Source organism: Kluyvera sp. (assembly GCF_965301105.1).
The window spans coordinates 119,954-144,812 of sequence record NZ_CBDKZX010000001.1; the positions used below are offsets into that span (position 1 = coordinate 119,954).

Sequence of the window (24,859 nt, forward strand, 5' to 3'; positions counted from 1 at the left end):
CAGTCACAAAGAAACCCTTTGTTACAAGCGTAATACAGGCCATAAATTTCGCTGCCCGATTTCCCGGGCAGCTATCACATCAAGCGAGTTTAATCATCACCATACCGATCAACAGCAGGCCAAGTCCAACCCAGCCCTTATTATTCAGGCGCTGACCAAAGAGGATCCACCCCGCCGCCAGAGTGGCCGCTACGCCGAAGCCCCCCCAGATAGCGTAGGCAACCGACAGGTCAATGCCCTTCACCGCCTGCGACAAGGCGCTAAACGCGGCCAGCACGGCGGCCAGTGAGAGGAGTCCGTACAGTTTGTTACGGAAACCGTCAGAGAATTTCAGGAAAATATTAGCGACAATTTCAAGTACGATGGAACCTGCCAACCAGAGGCCGTGAATCAATTCGAACTTAAGCATGATTCACCTCGTTATTGATCATAACGCTTTTCTTCGGCGCTTTACGCGTACCCGATTTGATCAACACAATCCCGGCGATAAGCGTTGCCAGACCCGCCGCTTTCATCACCGTCAGACTTTCGTCAAAGACCAGGACGCTGAAAAGCGTAATCAGCACAATACCGATACCTTCCCAAAGCGCGTAGGCGACACCGAGGGCGATTTTCTTAACCGCGAACGAAAGAAAAATATAAGACAGTGAGATCATCACCAGCATTAAAATAAAGCCGGTATTACCATCGCTTACGCTTGCCCATTTCATAGACAGCGTACCTGTAATTTCGGCCACAATAGCCAGGGCTAATAAAATCCAGTAAAACATGGTCCTTCTCCTGCATGAGAATATAATCCGTTGCAGTTCGCGACGTAGCGCAAACCGAAATAAAATGATTAAAATTTAGCTCAAACGAAGAAAAGGACTACAGCGCGTTGCGCCAGTGGTGCTCACCGCAGAAGGCAGAAAAAGAAGGGAAAACAGTGAATTGAGTAGAAATGTACGTCCTGAACATATTGTCCATAAAATTACAATTATCCGCGGTATTGCTTCTCATCATTGCGGATTAAAATTGTCCTCAGTAGTTAAACACAGCTAATTTCTAACACAGTTGTCGAAGTATCTCAAAATGTTTTCAAATCTTTACGGATGTTGTTTGATGTACATTCATTTATTATAAGCCAATTCGCAATTATCATAATCAGCAGAGTTTATAGCAGGAGCTATCATGTCCAGGCCGATCATCACGCTTAATGGATTAAAAATCGTCATCATGCTCGGCATGCTGGTTATCATTCTGACGGGGATCCGTTTTGCTGCGGAGATCATCGTCCCCTTCGTGCTGGCGCTGTTTATCGCCGTGGTGCTCAACCCAGTTGTTCAGCTGTTGGTGCGCTGCCGCGTACCGCGCGTGCTCGGCATCTCGCTACTGATTGTCGTGATTATTCTGCTGGCCGTACTATTACTGGCCTCACTCGGCACATCACTCAACGAACTGACGCGCACGCTGCCTCAGTACCGCTCGTCACTGGCGGTACCGATCTATAATCTGCAGCCGTGGATGCAGCGATTTGGTATCAGCGTCAGCCCTGAAGAACTGATTAAATACATTGACCCCAATGCCGCCATGACATTGGTTTCACGCCTACTGACCCAACTCTCGAACGCGATGTCGTCTATTTTTCTGCTGCTGCTGACGGTGGTGTTTATGCTGCTGGAAGTGCCACAGCTACCGGCGAAACTTCAGCAGGTCATGTCCCGTCCGGTAGAGGGAATGGCGGCGATTCAGCGAGGGCTGGACAGCGTATCGCACTATCTGGTGCTGAAAACGGCGATTAGCCTGGTAACGGGTCTGGTTGTATGGGGCATGCTGGAGCTACTGGGCGTCCGTTTTGCCTTTATCTGGGGGCTGCTGGCCTTTGCGCTCAACTATATTCCGAATATTGGCTCGGTGCTGGCGGCGATCCCACCTATTTTGCAGGTTCTGGTCTTTAGCGGCTTTTACGATGCGCTTATCGTACTTGCGGGGTATCTGGTGATAAATCTCGTCTTTGGCAACATTCTCGAGCCCCGCATCATGGGACGCGGCCTGGGGCTCTCCACGCTGGTGGTGTTCTTATCGTTAATATTCTGGGGCTGGCTGCTGGGTCCGGTCGGTATGCTGCTGTCCGTGCCGCTCACCATTATCGTGAAAATCGCGCTGGAGCAGACCGAAGGCGGTAAAAGCATCGCTATTTTGCTCAGCGATCTCAGTAAATAGCCATCAAAATAGCGACAGCAGCAGCGCAACGGGAAAACTGAACGGCCACGTTGCGCCGATTAAAAAAGTGGCAATCAGTCGGATTGAGGTGCTTTCTTTGGTGAGAAACCAGGTAATTCCGGCGCAAATAACCGCCATGATGGCGTAAAAAATGAGCATATGTTGGTACAGCGTCACCAATTGAGTCCTTACCATTGATCGTTAAAGCGGCGCAATACGCTACGTTTTTTGACGTACATCAAGTTTTTCGCCGCTTTTCGCGTGAGGCTATTCAGTTCACGCAGATCTATCTCCAGATAAATTAACTGCGTGAACGATTAAAACTAAAGTCACGGTACGCCGATTTAGTTTTTCATGCTGTGATTCAGCTTACACTTAGCGTTTTGGTTTGGAGGCGGCAAAAATGCTGTCGGTGGTCGGATCGCTTACATAATGATTTGGATCGTACTGCGGAATTAAATTCACTTTTTCGGCATCCCAGGCTTCAGCCAGGCAAGCCGCTGTTACGTGGATATCGCCATCACAGGCGGCAATGCGGCCTGCTGAATAATAAATGCCTGTACCCATTAAGGCCGCCGCGGCGACGGCACTGCACACAATACTCTTTTTCATCTCTCTGACTATGCCCGGTTTTACAACGGCGCGGATCCTCGCACGTTGCTCCGGGCATGTCAAAACTGCCGCGCGGCGCGGCAGGTTTTTCCCCTACCGCAAAGGGAGTAATCAGTGCTTAATCATCACATGCCGCACCACGGTATAATCCTCGAGAGCGTACATCGACATATCCTTGCCGTAGCCTGACAGTTTTTGCCCACCATGCGGCATTTCACTGACCAGCATAAAGTGGGTATTGACCCAGGTGCAGCCGTACTGCAAGCGCGCGCTCAAGCGATGCGCGCGGCCAACATCCTGCGTCCACACCGATGAAGCCAGCCCATATTGCGAATCGTTAGCCCACGCCAGCACCTGCTCTTCACTGTCAAAGACGGTCACGCTGACAACCGGGCCAAACACTTCACGTTGGACGATATCATCCTCCTGGTGAGCGCCCGCCAGCAGCGTTGGCTGGAAATAGAACCCTTTCCCCGCCACCTTTTCACCGCCGGTTACCACTTTGACGTGCGGTAAGGCTTTGGCGCGCGCGACGGCATCGCTAACGCGCGTGAGGTGTGCCTGGGAGCTCAACGGCCCCAGTTCGGTGCTCTCATCTTCCGGCGCCCCCACCTTCAGGCTTGCCACCGCCGCGCCAAGTCTGGCGACCAGCCGGTCGTAAACGCCCCGCTGCGCGTAGATACGACAGGCGGCGGTACAATCCTGCCCGGCGTTATAGAAACCAAAGGTTCTGACCCCCTCAATAACCGCATCAATATCGGCATCATCAAAAACGATCACCGGCGCTTTCCCACCCAGTTCCATATGCGTGCGCTTAATCGAGGACGCCGTGTGCGCCAGAATATGCTCGCCGGTGGCAATCGAGCCCGTCAGCGAAACCATCCGCACCTTCGCATGCCCGGTGAGCGGATCGCCCACGGTTTGGCCGCGACCAAACAGCACGTTCAGTACACCTGCCGGGAAGATATCTTTCGCCAGCTCAGCCAGCGTCAGCACCGTGAGCGGCGTGATCTCAGAAGGTTTCAGCACCACGCAGTTACCCGCCGCCAGCGCCGGAGCCAGCTTCCACGCTGCCATCATTAGCGGATAGTTCCACGGCGCGATCGACGCCACCACGCCAATCGGATCCCGGCGAATCATTGAGGTATGGCCTTCCAGATACTCCCCGGCAGCCAGCCCGTTCAGGCAGCGCGCTGCACCGGCGAAGAAGCGGAACACATCCACCACCGCTGGGATTTCGTCGTTCACCACGCAGTGCAACGGCTTGCCACAGTTGAGCGATTCGAGCCGGGCGAAGGTTTCTACGTGCGCTTCAATAACGTCTGCCAGTTTTAATAAGCACTCCGACCGCTGTTTCGGCGTCGTTTGCCCCCACTGAACAAATGCGCGGTCGGCGGCATTCACCGCCGCGTCAACCTGCGTGGCCGAAGCCTCGGTAATCGTCAGCAGGATCTCGCCCGTCGCCGGGTTATAGACCGGCTGCGCGTCGCCTTCACCGGCCACCAGTTCACCGTTAATCAGTAACTTATGTTGCATAGCATGATCCTGTTTTAGTTAAATGTCGTCCCACCGCCAGCGGCTGTTTCGTCTTCGCGCGTCAGCCACCACGCCCCTAAAATCGGTATCATCGTCAGCACCATCACCAGCAGTGCTACCACGTTGGTCACCGGCACATCGCGTGGTCGGCCCAATTGGTTCAGCAACCACAGCGGCAACGTACGCTCGTGGCCTGCGGTAAACGTGGTGACGATAATTTCATCAAACGACAGCGCAAACGCCAGCATGCCTCCTGCCAGCAGCGCCGAGCCAAGGTTCGGCAGCACCACATGGCGGAAGGTTTGCCAGCCGTTGGCGCCGAGATCCATTGACGCCTCCACCAGGCTCCATGATGTACGGCGAAAGCGGGCAATCACGTTGTTAAAAACCACCACCACGCAAAAGGTCGCGTGACCAATCACGATAGTGAGCAGCCCCGGCTCCAGATTCACCGTCTTAAACGCCGTCAGCAGCGCCAGCCCCGTGACAATGCCGGGTAAAGCGATGGGAAGGAGCAGCAACAGCGATATCGCGCTTTTACCAAAGAAATCCCGCCGCCAGAGCGCTGCTGCAGCAAGCGTGCCAAGTACCAGCGCAATCGCCGTCGACAGGGTGGCTATTTTAAGTGACAGTGTCACGGCCTCGTAGATATCGCTGCGCCCTGCCGCTTCGCTAAACCAGCGCAGCGTCAGGCCCTGCGGCGGAAAGCTGAAGGCGGCGTCTTCGGTGTTGAACGCGTATAGCGCAATAATCACCAACGGAAAATGGAGAAAAATCACACCGCCACAGGCGGCGATTTTGAGAAACCACGGTGCGCGATCAGAGTGCATCAAACGCTCCCAGACGTTTCACGAACGCCAGATAGAGGGCAATCAGCACGATGGGAACAAGGGTAAATGCCGCCGCCATCGGCATATTGCCGATCGCGCCCTGCTGGGAATAAACCATATTGCCGATAAAATACCCCGGAGGCCCCACCAGCTGCGGGACGATAAAGTCTCCAAGGGTTAGCGAGAAAGTGAAAATCGACCCCGCGGCAATCCCCGGAATCGCCAGCGGCAATACCACATGGCGAAAAGTCTGGCGCGGCAGCGCGCCAAGGTCCGCTGAAGCCTGCAGCAGCGAGCCGGGAATGCGCTCCAGCGCAGCCTGTACAGGCAGGATCATAAAGGGCAGCCAGATATAAACGAACACCAGAAAGCGCCCCAACCCGGACGTTGAGAGTGTATTCCCCCCGATCCCCGGTAGCGTCAGCACAGCCACCAGTACCGGCTGCAAGCCCAGATGGCTAAGGAACCACTGCGCGACGCCGTCCTTCGCCAGCAGTAGTGTCCATGCGTAGGCTTTCACAATATAGCTGGCCCACATCGGCAGCATCACCGCCACGTAAAAGAAGGCCTTCTGTTTACCGCGGGTATAGCGCGCCATATACCACGCCATCGGAAAGGCCAGCAGCGCACTGGCGACGGTTACCGCCAGCGCCATAACCAGCGTTCGTAGAATGATATCGTAGTTGGCTGGGTTAAATAGCGCATAGAGGTTTGCCAGCGTGAGCGTAGGCGTGACCGACATGGTGAAGTCATCGAAAGTGTAGAAGCCCTGCCACAACAGCGTGAGCAGTGAGCCAAAATAGACGATGCCAAACCACATCAGCGGCCCGAGCAGCAACAGGAACAGCCCTAACATCGGCTTACGCCAGAACAGACCGGATATTTTCCCGGCATTGCGGGCAGGAGGAACAGGGGACATGCTCATCTCCATTCACCTCCCTCCATCCAACGCCACCATGGCATCTCGCGGCCACGAAGCCAGTACTTCGCCGCCGACAGTTGGCCCTTCAGCATTTAGCCCGACGGAGAAGTTTGGCTGGCTGACCAGCAGCCGATCGCCGCTTTCCAACAGCAATTCATAGCGCGTCGCCGCGCCTTGATACTGCACCGCCTGCACCCGGCCTTTCACCTCTACTTCACCACCTTCATTCAGGCGAATATGTTCAGGGCGCAGTGCCCAGTTTCCGCTCATGCCGCACAACGTTTCGGCCATAGCCGGATTAAACACGTTCGACGTCCCCACAAAGCTGGCCACAAACGGCGTACGTGGCCGCAGATACAACGCGCGCGGCGTATCGACCTGTTCAATGCGCCCGCTGTTAAACACCGCCACCCGGTCGGACATCGACAACGCTTCGCCCTGATCGTGAGTCACGAAGATAAAGGTGATGCCAAGCTCCTGCTGGAGCTTTTTCAGTTCGAACTGCATCTGTTCACGCAGCTTAAGATCCAGCGCGCCCAGCGGCTCATCAAGCAGCAGCACACGCGGTTCATTCACCAGCGCACGGGCGATCGCCACCCGCTGACGCTGGCCGCCGGAAAGCTGCGAGGGTTTTCGCATCGCGACAAACCCCAGCGCCACCTTTTCTAGCGCCTGCGCGGCTTTAGTCTGTCGCTCTTTCTTGCCCACCCCTTTAACCATGAGTCCGTAGGCAACGTTATCGAGCACTGACATATGCGGAAACAGCGCGTAATCCTGAAAAACGGTATTGACGTCACGCTCCCACGGGGGAAGTTCGCTGGCATGGCGTCCAAAAATCGAAATCGCGCCGCCGGACAGTTGTTCAAACCCGGCAATCAGGCGCAGGCAGGTGGTTTTGCCGGAGCCTGACGGCCCCAGCATAGAAAAGAACTCGCCGTCATGGATGGCAATACTCACCCCATCCACCGCCCGAACGTCGCCATAAAACCGCGAGACGTCATGAAACTCTACTGCATAGGTCATGATGAGCTCCCGACTGATTAACGACCGCCCATAATCGCAATGTAGTCCTGCGTCCAGCGGCTATAGGGGACATATTTGCCGCCTTCAGCAATCGGGGTTTTCCAGAAGGCAATCTTGTCGAAGAAGCTGTAGCCATTGGTTTCACAACCTTTGTCGCCGAGCAACGTACTGGCTTTACATCCTTCAGCCACCACCGGCAGCGAGCCAAACCAGGCCGCGACATCTCCCTGGACTTTTGGCGTTAACGACCAGTTCATCCATTTGTAGGCACAGACCGGATGTTTAGCGTCAGCATGGAGCATGGTGGTATCCGCCCACCCGGTCACGCCCTCCTTCGGGAACACCGTGGCAATCGGCTGACCTTCGCCTTTCAGGCCGTTAGCTTGATACGGCCAGGCGCTGGACGCGACCACGCCTTCGTTTTTAAAGTCGCTCATTTGCACCGTGGTATCGTGCCAGTAGCGGTGAATCAAGGCATGCTGATCGCGCAGGACCTTAAGCACGGCCTGATATTGTTCTTCAGTGAGCTGGTAAGGATCGCTAATCCCCAGCTGCGGCTGCGTCGCTTTGACAAACAGCGCCGCATCGGCAATGTAAATCGGGCCATCATAAGCCTGCACGCGCCCCTGATTCGTCTTGCCATCCGGTAGATCCTGCTTCACAAAGACCACGCTCCAGGAGTCTGGCGGCGTAGGAAACGTTTTGGTGTTGTACATCAGCAGGTTTGGTCCCCACTGATAGGGCGTACCGTAGACTTTTCCGTCAACGTTAAACCAGGCGCCTTTGGCGAGCCTCGGGTCAAGCGTTTTCCAGTTTTCGATAAGCGCGGTATTAATCGGTTGCACGCGTTTGCCCATAATCAGGCGTAGCGAGGCATCACCGGATGCGGTGACCAGGTCATAGCCGCCTTTTGCCATCAGGCTGACCATTTCGTCCGAGGTAGCCGCCGTTTTGACGTTCACCTGACAGCCGCTCTCTTTTTCGAACGCGGTCACCCAGTCATACTGTTTGTCGGTCTGACCACGTTCGACATACCCCGGCCAGGCAATAATATCCAGCCGCCCTTCCCCCTTTCCCAGCGATGTCGGCGGTTCGGCGGCGTGGGCCGTGGCGATCGTCACGACCAACGCGCACAGGCTGCTGTGGGCAAATTTCTTGCTCATAAAGTTTTTACTCCTGTCACAATGAAATGGAGCGGCAGCCGTGCCGTTAAAAATATCTCCCTGTTTAAAAATAGACGTCACTAAGGCACTCACCTGCGCCGCAGATAAAAATTTGCACAGGTTGTGACAAAGGGCGCATTCCGCAAAATGAATGAATTGATGCTGATAATATGGATTATAGACAAGGAGTTACCAGCCAGGAGCGCTATGCGTATTTCCTATGACCGGTGCAATGAAATATCCCCTTAATTAGCATGAATATTATTAAGGGGATAATCTGGAATAAGCGTTTGTGATTAATTCAGCATCTGGCGAATAAGTTTACCGAGGGTTTCCACCGCATGGTCTTCTCTTTCTCCCCAGCCCCAGGCGGTATTAAAGCGAAAGAATGACGCCCAGTTGTCAGTCGTTGAAAACATTTTGCCCGGCGCAATGCTGATCTGATGTTCCAGCGCGCGTGTGCTTAACGTTCCAGCATCCATTCCCGCCGGCAGTTCCAGCCAGAGAAAATAGCCGCTGTCATTGTGATGAATACGCACTTCAGACGGGAGTGAACGCATCAGCGACTGCCACGCCATCTGTTTCCGTTCCGCTAGCTGACGACGCAGGCGGCGCAGATGCGCGTCATAACGCTTGGTCGCCAGATAATCGACCAGCGCCAGCTGCATTGGCGAACTGGTGGAAAGCGTACTCATCAGTTGTAAATGCTGAATGCGGCGAGCGTGCTTGCCCGCCGCAACCCAACCGATGCGGAACCCCGGCACCAGACACTTAGAAAACGAGCTACAGTGCAGCGTCATATCCTGCTTGTCCCATGCCTTTGCGGGCAACGGCTTTTCGCGGCCAAAATAGAGTTCGCTGTAGACATCATCTTCAATCAGCGTGACGTTATACGCAGTGAGGATCTCAATCAGTCGCGCCTTTTTCTCCGGCGTCAGCGTAAAGCCCAGTGGATTCTGGCTGTTGGTCATCAGCCAGCAGGCCTTTACCGGATAATGTTGCAACGCCTGTACCAGCGCATCGAGATCGATCCCCTCTTTCACATCGGTCGCTATCGAAAGCGCCTTTAGCTTCAGCCGCTCTAACGCCTGTAACGCGCCGTAAAAACACGGGTTCTCCACGATAACCCAGTCGCCGGGCTCCGTGACCGCCTGCAGGCTCAGGTTTAGCGCCTCCAGCGCCCCGGCGGTAATGACAATCTCATCCGGCGAAATGGTCATTCCCTGTAATGCGTAGCGACGTGCAATTGCATGTCGCAGTTCATCGTTACCCGGCGGCAGGTTTTCAATCACGCTCATGGCCGTCGCGGTTTTACTTACCTGAGCCAGTGAGCGGTTCAGCTGCGGCAATGGAAAAAGACGCGGGTCAGGAAACGCCGAGGCAAACGGCAGCACCGCCGCGTTGCGGCTGGCCTGCAGGACCTCGAAAATATAGGTGTTAATGTCGACGGCGTTATCAGGCATGACCTGTGGCGCAGAGGCCGCGGCACGCGGTGAAACAGGGTGTGGCGCGACATAGTAACCAGACTGCGGGCGCGCGACGATTCTGCCCTGGCTCTCCAGCAGTTGATAAGCATGACTGACCGTCATAAAACTCATCCCACTGTTGACCACCTGCTCGCGTAGCGAAGGCAGCTTATCACCCGGTTGCCATACCCCGTGGGCGATCTGTTCCGTCATTTGCGCAGCAAGACGCTGGTACTTTTTCATGATCAATTCCGCTAACTCTGTCTTACCAGCATTTTATATCAGCGTTAAAAAAAATGCATTTTTATGTAACTGATATGAGTTTCAAACAGTGAACGCCCAGCGGGTTTACATAACATAACGTCATTAGCATCAGTAAACTGTTATCAATTAAAACACCCAGACTGTTTCTGCAACCCAAACCACAAGCTTCGTACAATCGCCGGGAGATATTTATTCCCCCGGAGTCAGCATGTTCGGTCTTGATGCGTTTCACCTCGCGCGAATTCAATTTGCCTTTACCGTTTCGTTTCACATCATCTTCCCCGCCATCACGATTGGCCTGGCAAGCTATCTGGCGGTGCTGGAAGGGCTATGGCTTAAAACCCGCAACCCAGTCTGGCGCTCGCTGTACCAGTTCTGGTCAAAGATCTTCGCCGTTAACTTCGGCATGGGGGTCGTTTCTGGCCTGGTCATGGCCTATCAGTTTGGCACTAACTGGAGCGGCTTCTCGCAGTTTGCGGGCAGTATTACCGGCCCGTTACTGACCTACGAGGTGCTGACCGCTTTCTTCCTTGAGGCGGGTTTTCTTGGCGTCATGCTGTTCGGCTGGAAGCGCGTCGGGCCGGGCCTGCACTTTTTTGCCACCTGCATGGTCGCCCTCGGAACGATCATCTCTACCTTCTGGATCCTCGCCTCCAACAGCTGGATGCAGACCCCGCAGGGGTATGAAATCGTCAACGGTCAGGTTGTTCCGGTTGACTGGTTCGCGGTGGTGTTCAACCCATCCTTCCCATATCGACTCCTGCATATGTCTATCGCCGCGTTCCTGAGCAGCGCGCTGTTCGTTGGGGCGTCGGCGGCCTGGCATCTGCTGCGCGGCAACACGTCGCCTGCCATACGCGTCATGTTTTCCATGTCATTGTGGATGACGCTCATTGTCGCCCCCATTCAGGCGATGGTCGGCGATATGCACGGTCTTAACACCCTCAAACATCAGCCGGCGAAAATTGCCGCCATTGAAGGCCACTGGGAGAACCCGCCGGGAGAACCGACGCCGCTACTGCTGTTCGGCTGGCCGGATATGGAACAGGAACGTACCCGTTATGGGCTGGAGATCCCCGCGCTCGGCAGCCTGATCCTCACCCATAGTCTGCACAAACAGGTTCCTGCGTTGAAGGAGTTTGCCAAAGAAGACCGGCCAAACTCGACAATCGTCTTCTGGTCGTTCCGCATCATGGCCGGGTTGGGCATGCTGATGCTGCTGCTCGGCGTTGTCGCGCTGTGGCTGCGCAAGAAGCAGACCCTCTATACCTCGCGTCCGTTCCTGTGGTTTGCACTGCTGATGGGACCATCCGGTCTGGTGGCGATCCTCGCCGGCTGGGTGACCACGGAAGTGGGCCGCCAGCCGTGGGTAGTTTATGGTTTGCAACGCACAGCAGACGCGGTTTCCGCACACGGTGACCTGCATATGAGCATCAGCCTGGTGACCTTCTTCGTGGTGTACAGCTCGGTCTTTGGCGTGGGCTACAGCTACATGGTGCGTCTGATTCGCAAAGGGCCGCAGCCCTTTACCCCTGAACCACACGGTACGCCAGCACGTCCGCTCTCTGCCGCTATTGAGCAACAACAATCTAAGGAGGAGCGCGCATGAGCCTCGATCTGTCCATTATCTGGTTTGTGATTATCGTTTTTGCCACCCTGATGTATATCGTGATGGATGGCTTCGACTTAGGGATCGGCATTCTGTTCCCCTTCACCAAAACGGCCCAGGAGCGAGATGTCATGGTGAACAGCGTGGCCCCGGTGTGGGATGGCAACGAAACCTGGCTGGTACTCGGCGGCGCAGGATTATTCGGCGCGTTTCCGTTGGCCTACGCGGTGATCATCGACGCGTTAACGATCCCGCTCTCCCTCATGCTGGTGGGGCTGATATTTCGTGGCGTCGCCTTCGAGTTTCGCTTTAACGCCACGCCCTCTCATCGCCCGTTCTGGGACAAGGCGTTTATGGGCGGTTCCATTCTGGCGACCTTCTGCCAGGGGATCGTCGTGGGTGCGGTAATCAACGGTTTCCAGGTCACCGACCGCGCTTACAGCGGCGGCGCTTTCGACTGGCTGACGCCATTTACACTGTTTTGTGGCGTTGGGCTGGTTATCGCTTACGCGCTGCTGGGTGCCAGCTGGCTGGTGATGAAAAGCGAAGACGCGCTGCAAGCCTGTATGCGACGCGCCGCGCGCGGGCTGCTGCTGGCGCTGCTGGCCGTGATCGCTTGCATCAGCCTGTGGACCCCGCTGCTGCATTCATCCATCGCCACGCGCTGGTTCAGCTTGCCCAATCTCTATTATTTGCTGCCCGTACCGCTGCTGGTACTCGCCGTCAGCGCGCTGCTGTGGCGCCATCTGGGGCAACCGGAAAGCCACGTGCCACCGTTTATTCTGACGCTGGCACTCATCTTTCTCGGCTTTAGCGGGCTCGGCATCAGTATCTGGCCTGCGATTATTCCACCGTCTATCACCTTGTGGCAGGCTGCCGCGCCGGTGCAAAGCCAGGAATTTATGCTGATTGGCGCGATATTTATCATTCCGGTAATTCTGGTGTACACCTTCTGGAGTTACTACGTTTTCCGCGGCAAAGTGCCGCAGAATGAGGGGTACCACTGATGAAAAATCGCTGGATGTCGCGAATATTCTGGCTGGTTGCGCTGTGGGGCGGCAGCGTACTGGCGCTGGCGATGGTGGGGAGTTTATTCCGCTTACTGATGACCGCTGCCGGTTTTAAATCCTGAGAGAATACCCGGCACATTTTCGTCGCTCTATACCCAAACGTCCGCCATAACGAGTGAAAAAAGGCCGGAAAGCGTAATGGCTTTCCGGCCTATCTCTCTTATGTTGCTTCTCGCTGCCGGACTACAAAGGTGCGTTTTTACGCTTTGGCAGCGTTTTCAGCAGATCGTCAGGGCTTACCGACGCCACCACGCTCCCCGGCAAGGGCATTTTCAATATGTGGTTTTTGATTTTGCCAATCACGTGCATTTCACATGGGCGACAATCAAACTTCAGCGTCAGCACTTCATCACCGTTAATCAGCTGCATCGGCGTCGCCTTCCAGCTTTTAATCGATCCTTTTGCCTGCTTCGGACACAGATTGAACGCAAAACGTAGGCAGTGCTTGGTGATCATCACCGGGACATCGCCCTTCTCTTCATGCGCTTCATACGCGGCATCGATCAGCTGCACGCCATAGCGGTGATAAAACTCGCGCGCTTTATGGTTGTAGACGTTCGCCAGGAAGCTGAGATGGCTTTCCGGATAAACCGGTGCCGGGCTGGCGACGGCTTTACGGCTACCGCGAACATAGGCGTTGAGACGCGCCCGATCGAGCAAATCGACGGTTTCACGGCGTAATTGGTTGAGCTGGCTGTTGGGGACAAATAACGCTTCCGGCAGCATCACATCAACGTTCCGCGCGTAGTACAGCGTTTGCCCGAGTTTAGCGACGCCGTCATGCAGCTGGCTGAGCGCTTTTTCAGCGTTGTTCGCCGTCGCAAACTCGCCGTCTAAGGTATGGGTCACCGTGACGCCATCTTCACTGGTCAGCGTCAGCACCAGCTGTTCCTGCCAACCGGAAAGCTCGATATCCACTGCGATACGACGCTCGCTGGAAGTTTTCAGCAGCGCCTGCTGCCAGTTATGGTCGAGGTTACGGTTCAGCACCTGATGCGGTCGCGCCTTATGCAGGTCCGCCGGCATTTCGTTCGGCCAAACGCGATAGCGATTTTCGCCGATTTTTTCCACCGTATTGGCACGAAAACCGACGACTTCACGTTTGATCAGCACATTCAGGCCATCGCCGTTCGCCAGCGGTTCGCTCACCTCAACATCCAACGTCTCTTTGTTGACCTTCAGCACTTCGCCCACTGGCAGACCAACAAACTTCGGTGAGTCGAAGGCGCCGATGTTCATCTGCCGCTGGTTGACGAAGTAGTCCGTGCTGCCGCGATGGAAGGTTTTATCGGTCGACGGAACAAAGAAATGCTCGGTACGACCAGCAGACGCGCGGGCTAAATCACCGCGTTCTTCAATAATGGCGTCGAGCATCTGGCGGTAATGGGCGGTGATGTTCTTCACGTAGCTCATATCTTTGTAGCGGCCTTCAATCTTGAAGGAGCGCACGCCCGCATCAATCAGCGCGCCAAGGTTGGCGGTCTGATCGTTGTCTTTCATCGACAGCAGGTGTTTTTCAAAGGCGACCACGCGCCCCTGATCATCTTTCAGGGTATACGGCAGTCGACAGGCCTGAGAGCAATCACCGCGGTTGGCGCTACGCCCGGTCTGGGCATGCGAGATATTACACTGGCCGGAATAAGCCACGCACAGCGCGCCGTGGATAAAGAACTCGATGGTGGCGTCGGTGGCCTCGTGAATCGCTCTGATCTGCTGAAGATTCAGTTCGCGCGCCAGCACGATCTGACTAAATCCGACGTCGGAGAGAAATTTAGCCTTTTCTACGCTGCGGATATCACATTGCGTACTGGCGTGGAGCTCAATGGGGGGAATATCCAGCTGCAAAATTCCCATATCCTGCACGATCAGCGCATCAACGCCCGCGTCATACAGGTTGGTAATCAGCTTTTGCGCCGGTTCCAGCTCATCATCATGCAGAATGGTATTTAGCGTAATAAAAATTTTGGCGCCAAAGCGATGGGCAAACGGCACCAGTTCGGCGATATCCTGCAAGCTATTGCTGGCGTTATGGCGTGCGCCAAAACCGGGGCCGCCAATATAAACGGCATCAGCGCCGTGCAGAATGGCTTCGCGGGCAATTGCCGTATCGCGTGCCGGGCTAAGAAGTTCAAGATGAGCGTTTTGCTGGCGCATACAGTCGGAGTTATCCAGTAGGGTCACAAAATGGCGGCTATTGTAGCCAGAAGCTGCGATAGACGAAAACAGTTTCCATCGCTTCTGCGCCGCGGTTAGCTGAATTTCGGCAACCTATTGCCGAAATGGTCATTTCCGCTTGCATCATCAATAGGTTAGAGTCAGCCCCGTATTCCGGACTTTCCTCGTAACGGCCACGTTATGGTTCATTGTCGTGATTTGCCGCAGGCCTGCCTGCGGCTTTTTCTTTTGGGTAATGAATAATAGAGTGGAAATGCACGGTTTGCTCGCCGCTGTTGCGATAAGCGTGCGGGAGATCGCCCGCAAACCGAAGCCCTTCTCCCGCCTCAAGGCGACGCCATTCCCCCTGAATGCACATATCCAACTGGCCGCCGATCACCACCACATGTTCAATCACCCCTTTTTCATGCGGAGTCGATTCGCTTAGTGCGCCCGGCGCCAGTGTGATCGAGAAATGGTCAAAGCACAGTTCAGGATCCCAGGGAAAGATCGGCGTCACCACCATCGCTTGCTGTTGAGGGTCGAACGACTGCTCGCCGTCTGCTTCCGCCGGGGTGATAAAAACGGAAAACGGGACGTTCAGGCCCGTGGCGATTTTCCACAGCGTCGCCACCGTGGGGCTGGATTCATTACGTTCAATCTGCCCCAGCATCGCCTTGGATACACCGGTTTCTTCTGCCAGCTTTGACAGGCTCCATGCCCGTTCCTGACGCAAATTTTTAAGCGTCGCCGCCAGATGTTGCGCAATATTCATTCGGCCTCCATGTTTTCTATCGCCAAAGTATACCTCACCTGCGCGCTATTTACGTCCAGGATACATAGCCATTGTGCGCTATAACGCACGATGGTACATTACGGCGGACGCTATAACGCACAAGAGGTCATCATGCGCTCAGCTTTTATTCCTTTCCCGACTCTGCTGGCAGGATTTGTTGCCGTGTTGGTCGGCTATGCCAGTTCTGCCGCCATTATCTGGCAAGCTGCCGCCGCCGCAGGCGCCAGCGCGGCACAAATTTCCGGCTGGATGACGGCGCTGGGTCTGGCTATGGGGATCAGCACGCTGGCACTGACGCTGTGGCGCAAAGTCCCTATTCTCACCGCCTGGTCAACCCCCGGCGCTGCGCTGCTGGTCGCTGGTTTACAGGGAGCCACCCTCAATGATGCGGTAGGCATCTTTATCTTCGCCAACGCACTGATTGTCATTTGCGGGCTGACCGGTTGGTTTGCCCGGTTGATGAAGCTAATCCCCCATTCGCTGGCCGCTGCCATGCTGGCGGGAATCTTGCTGCGCTTTGGTCTTCAGGCATTTGCCACGCTACAGGGGCAACTGTTGCTGTGCGGCAGTATGCTGGTTAGCTGGCTGCTGTTTAAGGCCCTCGCGCCGCGCTATGCCGTGGTTGCCGCGCTGGCGGTGGGAATTATTGTCGCCTTACTAAAAGGTGACGTTGTCACAAATACATCCACACTAGGGTTTGTCGCGCCTCAATTTATTGCCCCCCATTTCTCGCTAACGCAACTGATCAGCGTGGGTATTCCTTTCTTTCTGGTCACCATGGCTTCGCAGAACGCTCCCGGTCTCGCCACGCTTCAGGCCTCCGGCTATCGCGTGCCGGTGTCGCCGTTGATTGTGATTAGCGGCGCCTTTGGGCTGCTGCTGGCCCCCTTTGGCGTCTATTCCGTGTGTATTGCCGCCATTACCGCCGCTATTTGCCAAAGCCCGGACGCACATCCGGACCCGCAGAAACGCTGGCTTGCCGCCGCCGCTGCCGGTGTTTTCTATCTACTGGCGGGCGTATTTGGTGGCTCAATCACCGCGCTGATGGCAGCCTTACCTGTGGTGTGGATTCAAATGCTTGCCGGGCTGGCATTGCTGGGTACGCTGAGCGGCAGCCTGTTCCAGGCACTCACTTCCGCACATGAACGCGACGCCGCGATGGTCACGTTTCTGGTCACGGCGAGCGGTATCACCCTGGCGGGGGTTGGGTCGGCGTTTTGGGGACTGGTTATCGGTGGTGCCAGCTTTGCCCTGCTATCGCGCCAGGCCCGCGCGTAGCTGCGACGGCGTGGCGCCGGTCACCGCTTTAAAGCGATTACTGAAGTGGCTGGCGGAGCTAAAGCCGCAGCTTAACGCAATATCGGTTAGCGGCAGCGCGGTGTGGCGCACCAACTGCTGCGCTTTGTCCATCCGACGCTGCATCACGTATTGATGCGGGGCTAAACCTACGGACTGGCGGAACATGCGAGCAAAGTGGTATTCGCTGAGTGTCGCTTGCGCAGCCAGTTCCGCAAGCGTTAAGGGATCGCCAAGATGCGCATCGATAAAATCGAGCGTATTACGCAGGACGCCCGGAGCCAGCCCGCCCGTGACCATCGGTAGACGCCACTGCACATTAGCGTAGTTCTGTAGCAAATGGGTAAGCAGCAGCGTGCTGGCGCTGCTGAGGGTCAACTGATTAGCCGGCTGCTGCCAGTCGCAGCCAAGCAAAAACTGGCGGTACAGCAGCGTGATTTTGGGGTCGTCACCAAAAATTTGTTCATCCAGCGTAATCGTTGCCGGACTGCGATCCCACACCTGCTCACCGACTTTACGCAAGTGCTCGTCAGTACAATAAAGATGCACAAAGGACAGATCATCGCGAATATCCCACGTCGATTCACTGTCTTCGGGCATCAGGCAGAAGCGATTTGGCCCACCGCCGTTTTTCCAGCCGTACGGCGTTTTCTGATAACTTTCATAACCATCAGCCACATACAGGCTCAGCGTGTGATGATCGCTTTGCACCGTCAGCGTATCGCGTTTGTTATACCACGCGGCAAGCTGAATGCCGGAATTGAGCGCCACGGTCTCCCGCAGAATCGCCTTCTGGCTCTGTAGTCTCTCAAACGTCGCGTAGGTGTGCGCCATTAACATTTCAGTCACGATGATAGGTAAACCCAGTCTAGGGCTTGTCACGCATGGATGCTACCTTTCTGCCCCAGCGGATAAAAAAAACCGCAAGAATTTGCAAGTGTACCGCAACTCCTTGCAAGCTCTGACCGCCAGCACGCGTCACACTGCGCCTTCTATCGCTGTTATCGTTGTGAGGAACTATGAACGCGCTGCTCTATACGCTGGTCGTTGTTATCTGGGGAACCACCTGGATTGCCATCTTTTTACAGCAGGGGCCGGTGCCTGAAGCCGTCTCCATTTTCTGGCGTTTCGCTATCGCCAGCGGCACTATGCTGACAATTTTGCTGTGTCTGCGCCGCCTGCGACCGCTGGCGTTGCGCGATCACCTGTTCTGCATGGTGCAGGGCTGCTGCGTGTTTGGTTTCAACTTTCTCTGTTTTTATTCCGCCGCAAAATGGATCAATACCGGGCTGGAGTCGGTGATTTTCTCCATGGCGGTGCTGTTTAACGCCATCAATAGTTTTATTTTCTTTCGCCAGACGCCGCCGAAGCGCTTTTACTTTGCCGCCCTGCTCGGATTGGCTGGCATGATCACACTCTTCTGGCACGACCTGCAGGCAGTGGGCATGAGCAGTACTCTACTGGCGGGCATTTTGCTCAGCGCGCTGGGTACCTACGGCTTTTCGCTGGGCAATATGTTGAGCTTGCGCCACCAGCGGCGGGGGCTGGAAACATTGACCACTAACGCCTGGGCGATGCTCTATGGCACGATCGTTATCGGCATTGTGGCGCTGCTGCGCGGCGATGATTTTACGCCGCAGTGGACGGTGAGCTATATGGGAGCGCTGTTCTACCTCGCGCTGTTCGGTTCAGTGATTGCCTTTGGCGTCTATTTCACTCTGGTGGGGCGTATCGGCGCCAGCAACGCGGCCTACAGCACGCTGCTGTTCCCTCTGGTGGCGCTGACGCTGTCTACCATTTATGAAGGCTATCAGTGGCATGCTAATGCCATCGTTGGGCTGGTGCTCATTTTGTTGGGTAACCTGGTGATGTTCGCCAAACCACAAATCTGGCGATTACAGCTTCTCAGCCGCGCCTGAGGCCCGCTTTCCGATGCGTACCGACAGCCATACTGTATTCACTGAAAAAAAGAATATCGACAGAAGAAGAATATGACGGAAATAGTCAATACCGTCCTAATATGAATAATAAAAGGGAGACCATCACGTCTCCCCTTTTATTTGCGATAGCAATAATGGCTTATTTCTGCGACGGGTCGAATTTCACCGCATCGATGGCCATATCATCAATAACCTGTTTCAATGTATCCAGCGTCAGCTGGGCGTTAGAGTTAGACAGATCTTTGCCTTCCCCTTTACGCACCACTTTGATCACCGGCTTATTGGTGGCGGCGTCGACCAGTTCTGCCTCAAAGTACAGGTTGGTGTTCATGGTACGGTGGCCCGTCGCGGCTTCAGTGCCGGCAACAACCATCGCAATTGGAATCACTTCGTAGAACTGCAACCCTTCTTTGCTGGAGTCAACGGCAGTAATCGCACCGCGGAAGATCAGGCTATGCGGGCCCGCCTTGGTCGCCAGTGGTTTACGCTCGCTAATGGCTTTTTTCAGCTCGGTATTGGTGTAGTTCAGAATATCGGTCAGCGCTTTCTGCCCAACCTGAGTGGTCGGTTTCGGTACCGGATAGTAGGTTACCGGGTTATAGACCACGTTGGCATAATTGGCCGGTTTATAGTCCGGAGAGATCCAACGCAATTCTGTTTTCCCCGACGCCGTTGTGGCTTCTTTCAGGCCGGAATAGTCTTTTAAAAAGCCGGAGTACTGCTCAGGAGTGGTGGTCTTCGATGCACAACCTGCTAATGCCAAAACGCCCACAAGGGCCGCCGCTTTGAAAAACGCTTGAGTACGCATGAGAATAATCCCTGATAAATGCACAGATGCCCGTAAGTTATAGCAAATGCATCAGGAGTTTGTCGCGACAAAAATGGAGGCGGCTCTCATTATTTATAAAAATGATTCATTATATAACGGGCTCTCGCCCGTTATATAAATAACAATTATGATTCCCTGCGCGCCAGCATCGTCGCGAAACGTAATTTAATACGATTGCCCTTTTCATCAGTACGATGCAGTTCGCCGACGTCTTCGTTATATTTCAGCAAATCCCAACCTTTATAATAGTTTTTCAGCTCACCCGTTTTAAAGGCAAACGGGAAACCAACTGTACAGGGGAAATCATCGGTGTCCATCGCTGCGACAATCAGATTGTAGCCGCCCGGTTTGGTGCAGCGCTGCATGTTGTCGATAAGACGCGGAATGGTATTCGCTTCAAGGAACATCATCACTACGGTAGAGAGAATAAAATCGTACTCACCGTCAAAGCTAAGCGTATTGAGATCGTGAACCGCCACCTGCAGATTTTTCAGCCCTTCCGCTTCACGAATCGACTGCAGATTCTGAATACTCATCGGGTTCTTATCCCACGCCATTACGTCGTAGCCGTTCGCCGCCAGATAAAGGCTATTGCGCCCGTTACCGCACCCCAGATCGAGGGTTTTCCCCGGCTTAACAATAGTCGCGGCATGCACCACTTCTGAATGGGTTCGGGTCAGGCCGTATTTGTCGGTAAAGTAATTTTCATCACGAATGGTCATTGTTCATCCTTCGGTTTCATCAGTGTCGACGGTGCAACACGCGTCAAAAGTTTACCCTGAAGCAGCAACAGCAGCGTTTTTACCAGCAGCAGGCCGATCACGATATTCGTGAAAATAAAGAGCGGCAGCGCCAGATTATGGAAGAAGCCGGTTCCGCTGGCATGTCCCAGATGAAGGCCGGTAGAAGCCAGCGCGGAAATACCGAACGAGAAGCTCCAGAACGAGGCATTAAACGCCTGACGCAGATACCAGGGCATCAGTCGTAACATAAACAGCAACTGTAATAGCCCGTAGCCGAACAGCATTTTCGCGAACACATCGGCGTGTCCGCCGTTAATGCTCAACCACGCGTTGCAGGCGACCAGCGCCGGTGCCAGTTGAATGCCGAGTGAGGTCCGTAACGGCACGGACAACGCGCCGCCGCTGCGCAGGCGTTGCACAATAGCGGGCTCCAGCGTTATCCATGAAATGACGCCAGCGCCCAGAAAGACCAGTCCGGCATCGTTAAACCCCAACGCTCCGCAGGCCATGGCGCTGATAAAATTGTTGGCGACGGTCGGCAGATACAATCCAGGCGTGGTGGCATCTGCCGGATGCTCGCCGCGCCACAGCCCCGCCGTTTGCCAGGCGGCGTAGCTCAATTGCAGCACCACGCCAATAATAAACAGCGCCTGCGCCAGCGGTCTCATCCACGGTGTGACGCCGATGGCGACCAGCATGGTGGTCGCCGGAAACAAACTCACAAAACTGCTGGCGATGGGGTGGCGCATCTCCAGCCAGACGCTGTAGGGAAAACGTATCGCTCGGGTGATAAAGGCCAGCGTCAACAGCGCCCACATCACAATCGCCAGTATCACCAGCCCTTCGCCAATCGCCGGGCTCAGCGGCCAGATAGTGCTGGCGTAACGCCAGGCGAAACCCATACCAATAGTGCCCAGCACCATCCCAAAATAGCCCGCAGGTAAATTCAATACCCGCTGCCCATCGGTTTCATTATGCATTTTGTTTATTTAATCAAATTTATTTAAGTTGCATTTTAAATGATTCTTTTGGCCGGCGCTAGCGCCAAAAGTCGGTCCAGAAAACGTCAGCCGTTCGCACTGCTGCGGCAGAGGATTTGCTACATTTAGTGTATCTACTTAGCTGAGGTTATCATGAAAAAATACCGTCTTAGCGACGCTTCACGCAGCGTTCAGATTGGCGAACCCGGCGCGCGGGAAAGCATCGTGATGCGGCAAATCATTGCCCTGAGGGATTTTGCCGACGTGACAGCCGGCACTCTGGGCGGCTGGGTTGATGATGAAAACGCACTGAGTCACGACGGCAACTGCTGGATTTACGATGAAAACAGCCTCGTTTACGCCGGGGCAAAGATAGAGGAAAACGCGCGGCTGATAGACTCCTGCGAAGTGAGTCATCAGGCGATTATCTGCGGAAACGCTCGCGTGCTGGCCAGCCGGATCGGTCAGGGGGCGCGGTTGAGCGGCAATGTCACGGTCGATAACGCGCGCGTACACGGTCACTGCCACCTGTTTGGCGATGCCCATATCGGCGAGGGCTGCCAGATTGTCGGGGCAAAAGGCCTGACCGCCGACAACGAACGTCTGCTGCAAATCTACGACCGCGTCCGGTTACGCGATTGCCGGGTCGTACATCAGGCACAAATTTACGGTGACGCCAGGCTAAACCATGCCTTTGTGGAACATCGAGCGGAGATTTACGACAGCGCGCGCCTTGAAGGTAATGAGGAAAACAACATTTGGGTCTGCGACTGTGCCAGAGTTTACGGCCACGCGCGTATCATTGCCGGGCATGGCGAAGACGATATCCCCACCCTACGCTACAGCTCGCAGGTCGCGGAGAACGCCGTGATTGAAGGTAACTGCGTGCTGAAACACCACGTCCTGGTTGGCGGCAACGCCCGGCTCCGCGGCGGGCCCATTTTGCTCGACGATCACGTGCTGATTCAGGGCGATGCGCGTATCGAAGGCGATGTGCTGATCGAGTATCACATTGATATCACCGACAACGTGGTGGTCGAAGCGCTGCCTGGCGAAGCCATTCATCTGCGCGGGCGCAAAGCCATTACCGGCGCGCAGCGAATTACGCGCACCCCGCTATTTGGTGCCCTATGACCGGGTATTGTCGATAATTCGCGCGTAAATATTCTGGTCATAGAACACGCCATTCAGAAACTCTGCCTGGCGCAAGCAACCTTCCAGCTGAAAACCGTTACGTTGCGCCACCTGATTACTGCGCGGATTGTCCACCCGGCACTTAATCACAAAGCGGCGAATTTCTCCGCGTTCAGCGTAATAGCGCATAAACGCCTGCAGCGAGGCGGATAAAATGCCCTTCCCCTGCGCGGCCTCGTCCAGCCAGTAGCCGATATAACCGGTCTTGTTGGACGGTTCAATCTGGTTAAAGGAAAGCACGCCCGACATTTTCCCCTCAACAAAAATCAGGAACATTTTGGCAATGCCGCGCTGGTGCAGCATCATATTGCCCTGCACATTCTGGCGGGTGTCCTGTTCGCTTTTGACAAACTGCGGCCAGTTGAGCGTTTGCTGTAGCCAGTCGCGATTGCGCAGCACCATCTGATGCAGCTCGGCTACGTGCGACTCATTAACGGCTTCAAGGGTGATGACGTCGGAAGCGACGATCGTTTCAACACAGGTCATGTGTAGGTTCTCAGTCTAAAAGAAAACCCGGCGTCGCATGACTCGGCCGGGTCCGGGCTTGGTTATTTCATAATACGGTCGTCAACGTATTGACGTTTATCCGGCGCTGGCGGGAAGTACTGGTACAGCCAGGTTTCGCTGATGGCGTCGCCACGACAGCGCAGGAACAGGCGCATATCCACCGGCTCGGTGGAGTCTGACGTGGGATACCAGTCGAACAAAATACGGTAGCCGTCAAACGGTTCAACGTAGAGAATTTCAATCTGCTTCGCTTCACCGCTGGAAAGCGTGATCACCGGTTCAATGCCTTTCGGCGCAGCGGCTTTCAAATCGCCGCCGACAAAGTCGATCGCAAAACGGCGGGACCATTTATCCGGATAATGTTCGCCCGGCGCCCAGCCTTCCGGGAAGCTGCCCATCCCGGTGCGGGTGGCCAGTACGCGGGCTAACGGCGAACGGACCGGCGGCATCGCGCTCCAGTATAAGCGATAGCTAAAGTTTAACTGGTCGCCCGCTTTCATCGGTTTTTCCGGCTGCCAGAAGCAGACGATGTTATCCAGCGTTTCGCCGGTCGTCGGGATCTCCATCAGGCTTACCGCCCCTTTGCCCCACTGATTGCGCGGCTCGACCCACAGGCTTGGACGCTTGTTGTACCAGCCCATCACGTCCTGATAGTGGGTGAAATCACGATCCAGCTGCAGCAGACCAAAACCTTTCGGATTCTTATCCTGGTAGGCATTGAACTGCAGTTTTTGCGGGTTGTTCAGCGGACGGCAGACCCACTCGCCGTTGCCGAGCCACATCGCCAGACGATCGGAGTCGTGGATCTGCGGGTGAATGGTGTCGCAGACGCGGCGCTCATTATTCCCGCAGCTGAACATGCTGGTCATCGGTGCGATGCCTAACTGTTTGATATCTTTGCGCGCATAGATATGGTTTTCCACATCCATAATCACCTGCGCCTTCTCGCAGTGCACCACGAATTTATAGGCACCGGTCACGCTGGCGCTATCGAGCAGCGCATAAACCGTAAAGGTGGTGTCGCCTGGTTTAGCCGTTTCAAACCAGAAAGAGGTAAAGTCCGGGAACTCTTCGAGTGAGTCGGTATAGGTGTCAATCGCCAGACCGCGCGCAGACAGGCCGTACTGATAGGTGCTGTCGACCGCGCGGAAGTAGCTCGCGCCCAGGAAGGAGACGATGTCGCGACGCGCCAGTTCTGGTGCCTTAAACGCGCGGAACCCGGCAAAACCGAGGTCGGTCTGCCCTTCCAGCTGTTTGGTGTCGACGCCAGCATCGTTGTACTGGAACAGCTCCGGGCGGAAGTGAATTTCACGCGCCTGCTGGCTCGCCGGGTCGAGTGAGAACATACGTACGCGGCGACGGAAACCCATGCCCACGTGGAAGAACTGAATATCCAACTGGCGGTCTTTCACGTTATTCCACAGGGAGTGCGCCGCATCGTACTGGATGCTGTTGTAAGCCTGCGGCGTCAGATTTGCCAACGTCTCTGGCAGCGCGCGCGGAGCGCCTCCCCACGGTTGACGGGAGAGATCGTGAGCCATTGATTGCAGCACGCTGAAGTCAAAGCGACGCGTCTGGCCGTCGGCAATGTCAGACTCCTGCGCCAGCGCGGCCTGGGAGAAAAGCGATGCAAAACCGGAAGTCCCGCACACGGCGGCAACAGCCATTGAAGATTTTAGAAAGTGTCTGCGATTCATGCCTGGCAAAGCGTCCTTTTTATAGT

26 protein-coding genes are annotated in these 24,859 nt (G+C 55.2%); 7 read left to right on the forward strand and 19 right to left on the reverse strand.

Annotated features, from left to right (window positions below):
• Positions 1–79 precede the first annotated feature (79 nt).
• From mdtI to ACW14G_RS00570, 3 genes are all read right to left on the reverse strand, one after another.
• Positions 80–409, reverse strand: coding sequence for a multidrug/spermidine efflux SMR transporter subunit MdtI (mdtI, locus tag ACW14G_RS00560; RefSeq protein WP_163446435.1), 330 nt, complete (start codon positions 407–409; stop codon positions 80–82).
• Positions 402–770, reverse strand: a complete 369-nt coding sequence (mdtJ, locus tag ACW14G_RS00565; RefSeq protein WP_163446436.1) for a multidrug/spermidine efflux SMR transporter subunit MdtJ — start codon at positions 768–770, stop codon at positions 402–404. Before mdtJ ends, mdtI begins: the two co-directional genes overlap by 8 nt.
• A 97-nt stretch (positions 771–867) precedes the next feature.
• The gene (locus ACW14G_RS00570) at positions 868–1,002 is read right to left on the reverse strand and encodes a protein YdgV (RefSeq protein WP_419058010.1); all 135 of its coding nucleotides are present in this window, start codon (positions 1,000–1,002) and stop codon (positions 868–870) included.
• Positions 1,003–1,170: 168 nt separating this feature from the next.
• Here ACW14G_RS00570 and ACW14G_RS00575 point away from each other — a divergent pair, with 168 nt between their 5' ends.
• The gene (locus tag ACW14G_RS00575) at positions 1,171–2,202 is read left to right on the forward strand and encodes an AI-2E family transporter (RefSeq protein ID WP_167575776.1); all 1,032 of its coding nucleotides are present in this window, start codon (positions 1,171–1,173) and stop codon (positions 2,200–2,202) included.
• Positions 2,203–2,205: 3 nt separating this feature from the next.
• On the opposite strand, the gene ACW14G_RS00580 is transcribed toward ACW14G_RS00575, so the two are convergent.
• The 8 genes from ACW14G_RS00580 to ACW14G_RS00615 form a co-directional block, all read right to left on the reverse strand.
• On the reverse strand, positions 2,206–2,379 hold the full coding sequence (locus ACW14G_RS00580; protein WP_163446438.1) for a GhoT/OrtT family toxin: 174 nt from the start codon (positions 2,377–2,379) through the stop codon (positions 2,206–2,208).
• A gap of 198 nt (positions 2,380–2,577) precedes the next feature.
• Positions 2,578–2,814, reverse strand: coding sequence for a hypothetical protein (locus ACW14G_RS00585; RefSeq protein ID WP_163446439.1), 237 nt, complete (start codon positions 2,812–2,814; stop codon positions 2,578–2,580).
• A gap of 111 nt (positions 2,815–2,925) precedes the next feature.
• Positions 2,926–4,350, reverse strand: coding sequence for an aminobutyraldehyde dehydrogenase (gene patD / locus ACW14G_RS00590; RefSeq protein WP_455648416.1), 1,425 nt, complete (start codon positions 4,348–4,350; stop codon positions 2,926–2,928).
• Positions 4,351–4,364: 14 nt separating this feature from the next.
• Entirely contained in the window at positions 4,365–5,180 is an 816-nt protein-coding gene (locus ACW14G_RS00595) for an ABC transporter permease (RefSeq protein ID WP_163446441.1), read from the reverse strand.
• The gene (locus ACW14G_RS00600; protein WP_249023231.1) at positions 5,170–6,111 is read right to left on the reverse strand and encodes an ABC transporter permease; all 942 of its coding nucleotides are present in this window, start codon (positions 6,109–6,111) and stop codon (positions 5,170–5,172) included. Before ACW14G_RS00600 ends, ACW14G_RS00595 begins: the two co-directional genes overlap by 11 nt.
• Positions 6,112–7,125 (reverse strand): ABC transporter ATP-binding protein, encoded by a 1,014-nt coding sequence (locus ACW14G_RS00605; RefSeq protein WP_249023230.1) that lies wholly within the window; start codon positions 7,123–7,125, stop codon positions 6,112–6,114.
• 17 nt (positions 7,126–7,142) lie between these two features.
• Positions 7,143–8,288 (reverse strand): putative ABC transporter substrate-binding protein YdcS, encoded by a 1,146-nt coding sequence (ydcS, locus tag ACW14G_RS00610; RefSeq protein ID WP_167575770.1) that lies wholly within the window; start codon positions 8,286–8,288, stop codon positions 7,143–7,145.
• Positions 8,289–8,584: 296 nt separating this feature from the next.
• Positions 8,585–9,997: an aminotransferase-like domain-containing protein gene (locus ACW14G_RS00615; protein ID WP_167575769.1), complete on the reverse strand. Its 1,413-nt coding sequence runs from the start codon at positions 9,995–9,997 to the stop codon at positions 8,585–8,587.
• Between the two features lie 229 nt (positions 9,998–10,226).
• Here ACW14G_RS00615 and ACW14G_RS00620 point away from each other — a divergent pair, with 229 nt between their 5' ends.
• Genes ACW14G_RS00620 through ACW14G_RS00630 form a run of 3 tightly spaced genes read left to right on the forward strand, consistent with a single transcriptional unit; the run spans position 10,227 to position 12,759 of the window.
• Entirely contained in the window at positions 10,227–11,627 is a 1,401-nt protein-coding gene (locus ACW14G_RS00620; RefSeq protein WP_163446446.1) for a cytochrome ubiquinol oxidase subunit I, read from the forward strand.
• The gene (gene cydB / locus ACW14G_RS00625; protein ID WP_249023229.1) at positions 11,624–12,634 is read left to right on the forward strand and encodes a cytochrome d ubiquinol oxidase subunit II; all 1,011 of its coding nucleotides are present in this window, start codon (positions 11,624–11,626) and stop codon (positions 12,632–12,634) included. Before ACW14G_RS00620 ends, cydB begins: the two co-directional genes overlap by 4 nt.
• The gene (locus ACW14G_RS00630) at positions 12,634–12,759 is read left to right on the forward strand and encodes a DUF2474 domain-containing protein (protein WP_249023228.1); all 126 of its coding nucleotides are present in this window, start codon (positions 12,634–12,636) and stop codon (positions 12,757–12,759) included. The genes cydB and ACW14G_RS00630 overlap by 1 nt, the downstream gene beginning before the upstream one ends.
• A 121-nt stretch (positions 12,760–12,880) precedes the next feature.
• Here the strand turns inward: ACW14G_RS00630 and ACW14G_RS00635 are convergent, their stop codons facing one another.
• Together ACW14G_RS00635 and ACW14G_RS00640 are read right to left on the reverse strand one after the other, a co-directional pair.
• Entirely contained in the window at positions 12,881–14,851 is a 1,971-nt protein-coding gene (locus ACW14G_RS00635) for a peptidase U32 family protein (protein WP_249023227.1), read from the reverse strand.
• A gap of 199 nt (positions 14,852–15,050) precedes the next feature.
• Positions 15,051–15,626 (reverse strand): helix-turn-helix domain-containing protein, encoded by a 576-nt coding sequence (locus tag ACW14G_RS00640; RefSeq protein ID WP_249023226.1) that lies wholly within the window; start codon positions 15,624–15,626, stop codon positions 15,051–15,053.
• A 132-nt stretch (positions 15,627–15,758) separates the two neighbouring features.
• Here ACW14G_RS00640 and ACW14G_RS00645 point away from each other — a divergent pair, with 132 nt between their 5' ends.
• Positions 15,759–16,925, forward strand: a complete 1,167-nt coding sequence (locus tag ACW14G_RS00645; protein ID WP_249023317.1) for a benzoate/H(+) symporter BenE family transporter — start codon at positions 15,759–15,761, stop codon at positions 16,923–16,925.
• Here ACW14G_RS00645 and ACW14G_RS00650 read toward each other — a convergent pair.
• Positions 16,902–17,777 (reverse strand): helix-turn-helix domain-containing protein, encoded by an 876-nt coding sequence (locus ACW14G_RS00650; RefSeq protein ID WP_249023316.1) that lies wholly within the window; start codon positions 17,775–17,777, stop codon positions 16,902–16,904. The genes ACW14G_RS00645 and ACW14G_RS00650 overlap by 24 nt on opposite strands.
• A gap of 185 nt (positions 17,778–17,962) precedes the next feature.
• On the opposite strand from ACW14G_RS00650, the gene ACW14G_RS00655 reads away from it, so the two are divergent.
• The gene (locus tag ACW14G_RS00655; protein ID WP_249023225.1) at positions 17,963–18,862 is read left to right on the forward strand and encodes a DMT family transporter; all 900 of its coding nucleotides are present in this window, start codon (positions 17,963–17,965) and stop codon (positions 18,860–18,862) included.
• Between the two features lie 160 nt (positions 18,863–19,022).
• On the opposite strand, the gene ACW14G_RS00660 is transcribed toward ACW14G_RS00655, so the two are convergent.
• The 3 genes from ACW14G_RS00660 to tehA form a co-directional block, all read right to left on the reverse strand.
• Positions 19,023–19,691: a DUF3313 domain-containing protein gene (locus ACW14G_RS00660; protein ID WP_163446453.1), complete on the reverse strand. Its 669-nt coding sequence runs from the start codon at positions 19,689–19,691 to the stop codon at positions 19,023–19,025.
• 146 nt (positions 19,692–19,837) lie between these two features.
• A complete protein-coding gene (gene tehB, locus ACW14G_RS00665) occupies positions 19,838–20,434 on the reverse strand; it encodes a tellurite resistance methyltransferase TehB (RefSeq protein ID WP_223802683.1) in 597 nt (198 codons plus the stop codon).
• Complete coding sequence (gene tehA / locus ACW14G_RS00670) at positions 20,431–21,435, reverse strand: dicarboxylate transporter/tellurite-resistance protein TehA (RefSeq protein WP_223802684.1); 1,005 nt, start codon at positions 21,433–21,435, stop codon at positions 20,431–20,433. Before tehA ends, tehB begins: the two co-directional genes overlap by 4 nt.
• Before the next feature lie 153 nt (positions 21,436–21,588).
• Here tehA and ydcK point away from each other — a divergent pair, with 153 nt between their 5' ends.
• Complete coding sequence (gene ydcK, locus ACW14G_RS00675; protein ID WP_163446456.1) at positions 21,589–22,569, forward strand: YdcK family protein; 981 nt, start codon at positions 21,589–21,591, stop codon at positions 22,567–22,569.
• On the opposite strand, the gene rimL is transcribed toward ydcK, so the two are convergent.
• Together rimL and ACW14G_RS00685 are read right to left on the reverse strand one after the other, a co-directional pair.
• The gene (gene rimL / locus ACW14G_RS00680) at positions 22,564–23,115 is read right to left on the reverse strand and encodes a 50S ribosomal protein L7/L12-serine acetyltransferase (RefSeq protein ID WP_167575757.1); all 552 of its coding nucleotides are present in this window, start codon (positions 23,113–23,115) and stop codon (positions 22,564–22,566) included. The two genes, ydcK and rimL, sit on opposite strands and share 6 nt — an antisense overlap.
• Before the next feature lie 62 nt (positions 23,116–23,177).
• Positions 23,178–24,833 carry a glucan biosynthesis protein D gene (locus ACW14G_RS00685; RefSeq protein WP_249023224.1) on the reverse strand — a complete coding sequence of 552 codons (1,656 nt, stop codon included), beginning with the start codon at positions 24,831–24,833 and terminating at the stop codon, positions 23,178–23,180.
• Positions 24,834–24,859: the final 26 nt, after the last annotated feature.

Bases quoted from the DNA above. Each gene is read 5' to 3' on its own strand.
- mdtI (WP_163446435.1), bottom strand. From the start codon at position 409: ATGCTTAAGTTCGAATTGATTCACGGCCTCTGGTTGGCAGGTTCCATC.
- ACW14G_RS00600 (WP_249023231.1), bottom strand. From the start codon at position 6,111: ATGGAGATGAGCATGTCCCCTGTTCCTCCTGCCCGCAATGCCGGGAAA.
- ACW14G_RS00605 (WP_249023230.1), bottom strand. From the start codon at position 7,125: ATGACCTATGCAGTAGAGTTTCATGACGTCTCGCGGTTTTATGGCGAC.
- tehB (WP_223802683.1), bottom strand. From the start codon at position 20,434: ATGACCATTCGTGATGAAAATTACTTTACCGACAAATACGGCCTGACC.
- ACW14G_RS00575 (WP_167575776.1), top strand. From the start codon at position 1,171: ATGTCCAGGCCGATCATCACGCTTAATGGATTAAAAATCGTCATCATG.
- tehA (WP_223802684.1), bottom strand. From the start codon at position 21,435: ATGCATAATGAAACCGATGGGCAGCGGGTATTGAATTTACCTGCGGGC.
- ACW14G_RS00630 (WP_249023228.1), top strand. From the start codon at position 12,634: ATGAAAAATCGCTGGATGTCGCGAATATTCTGGCTGGTTGCGCTGTGG.
- ACW14G_RS00585 (WP_163446439.1), bottom strand. From the start codon at position 2,814: ATGAAAAAGAGTATTGTGTGCAGTGCCGTCGCCGCGGCGGCCTTAATG.
- ACW14G_RS00660 (WP_163446453.1), bottom strand. From the start codon at position 19,691: ATGCGTACTCAAGCGTTTTTCAAAGCGGCGGCCCTTGTGGGCGTTTTG.
- rimL (WP_167575757.1), bottom strand. From the start codon at position 23,115: ATGACCTGTGTTGAAACGATCGTCGCTTCCGACGTCATCACCCTTGAA.
- ACW14G_RS00620 (WP_163446446.1), top strand. From the start codon at position 10,227: ATGTTCGGTCTTGATGCGTTTCACCTCGCGCGAATTCAATTTGCCTTT.
- ACW14G_RS00635 (WP_249023227.1), bottom strand. From the start codon at position 14,851: ATGCGCCAGCAAAACGCTCATCTTGAACTTCTTAGCCCGGCACGCGAT.
- ACW14G_RS00595 (WP_163446441.1), bottom strand. From the start codon at position 5,180: ATGCACTCTGATCGCGCACCGTGGTTTCTCAAAATCGCCGCCTGTGGC.
- patD (WP_455648416.1), bottom strand. From the start codon at position 4,350: ATGCAACATAAGTTACTGATTAACGGTGAACTGGTGGCCGGTGAAGGC.
- ydcS (WP_167575770.1), bottom strand. From the start codon at position 8,288: ATGAGCAAGAAATTTGCCCACAGCAGCCTGTGCGCGTTGGTCGTGACG.
- ACW14G_RS00615 (WP_167575769.1), bottom strand. From the start codon at position 9,997: ATGAAAAAGTACCAGCGTCTTGCTGCGCAAATGACGGAACAGATCGCC.
- ydcK (WP_163446456.1), top strand. From the start codon at position 21,589: ATGAAAAAATACCGTCTTAGCGACGCTTCACGCAGCGTTCAGATTGGC.
- ACW14G_RS00655 (WP_249023225.1), top strand. From the start codon at position 17,963: ATGAACGCGCTGCTCTATACGCTGGTCGTTGTTATCTGGGGAACCACC.
- mdtJ (WP_163446436.1), bottom strand. From the start codon at position 770: ATGTTTTACTGGATTTTATTAGCCCTGGCTATTGTGGCCGAAATTACA.
- ACW14G_RS00650 (WP_249023316.1), bottom strand. From the start codon at position 17,777: ATGGCGCACACCTACGCGACGTTTGAGAGACTACAGAGCCAGAAGGCG.
- ACW14G_RS00570 (WP_419058010.1), bottom strand. From the start codon at position 1,002: ATGATGAGAAGCAATACCGCGGATAATTGTAATTTTATGGACAATATG.
- ACW14G_RS00685 (WP_249023224.1), bottom strand. From the start codon at position 24,833: ATGAATCGCAGACACTTTCTAAAATCTTCAATGGCTGTTGCCGCCGTG.
- cydB (WP_249023229.1), top strand. From the start codon at position 11,624: ATGAGCCTCGATCTGTCCATTATCTGGTTTGTGATTATCGTTTTTGCC.
- ACW14G_RS00640 (WP_249023226.1), bottom strand. From the start codon at position 15,626: ATGAATATTGCGCAACATCTGGCGGCGACGCTTAAAAATTTGCGTCAG.
- ACW14G_RS00645 (WP_249023317.1), top strand. From the start codon at position 15,759: ATGCGCTCAGCTTTTATTCCTTTCCCGACTCTGCTGGCAGGATTTGTT.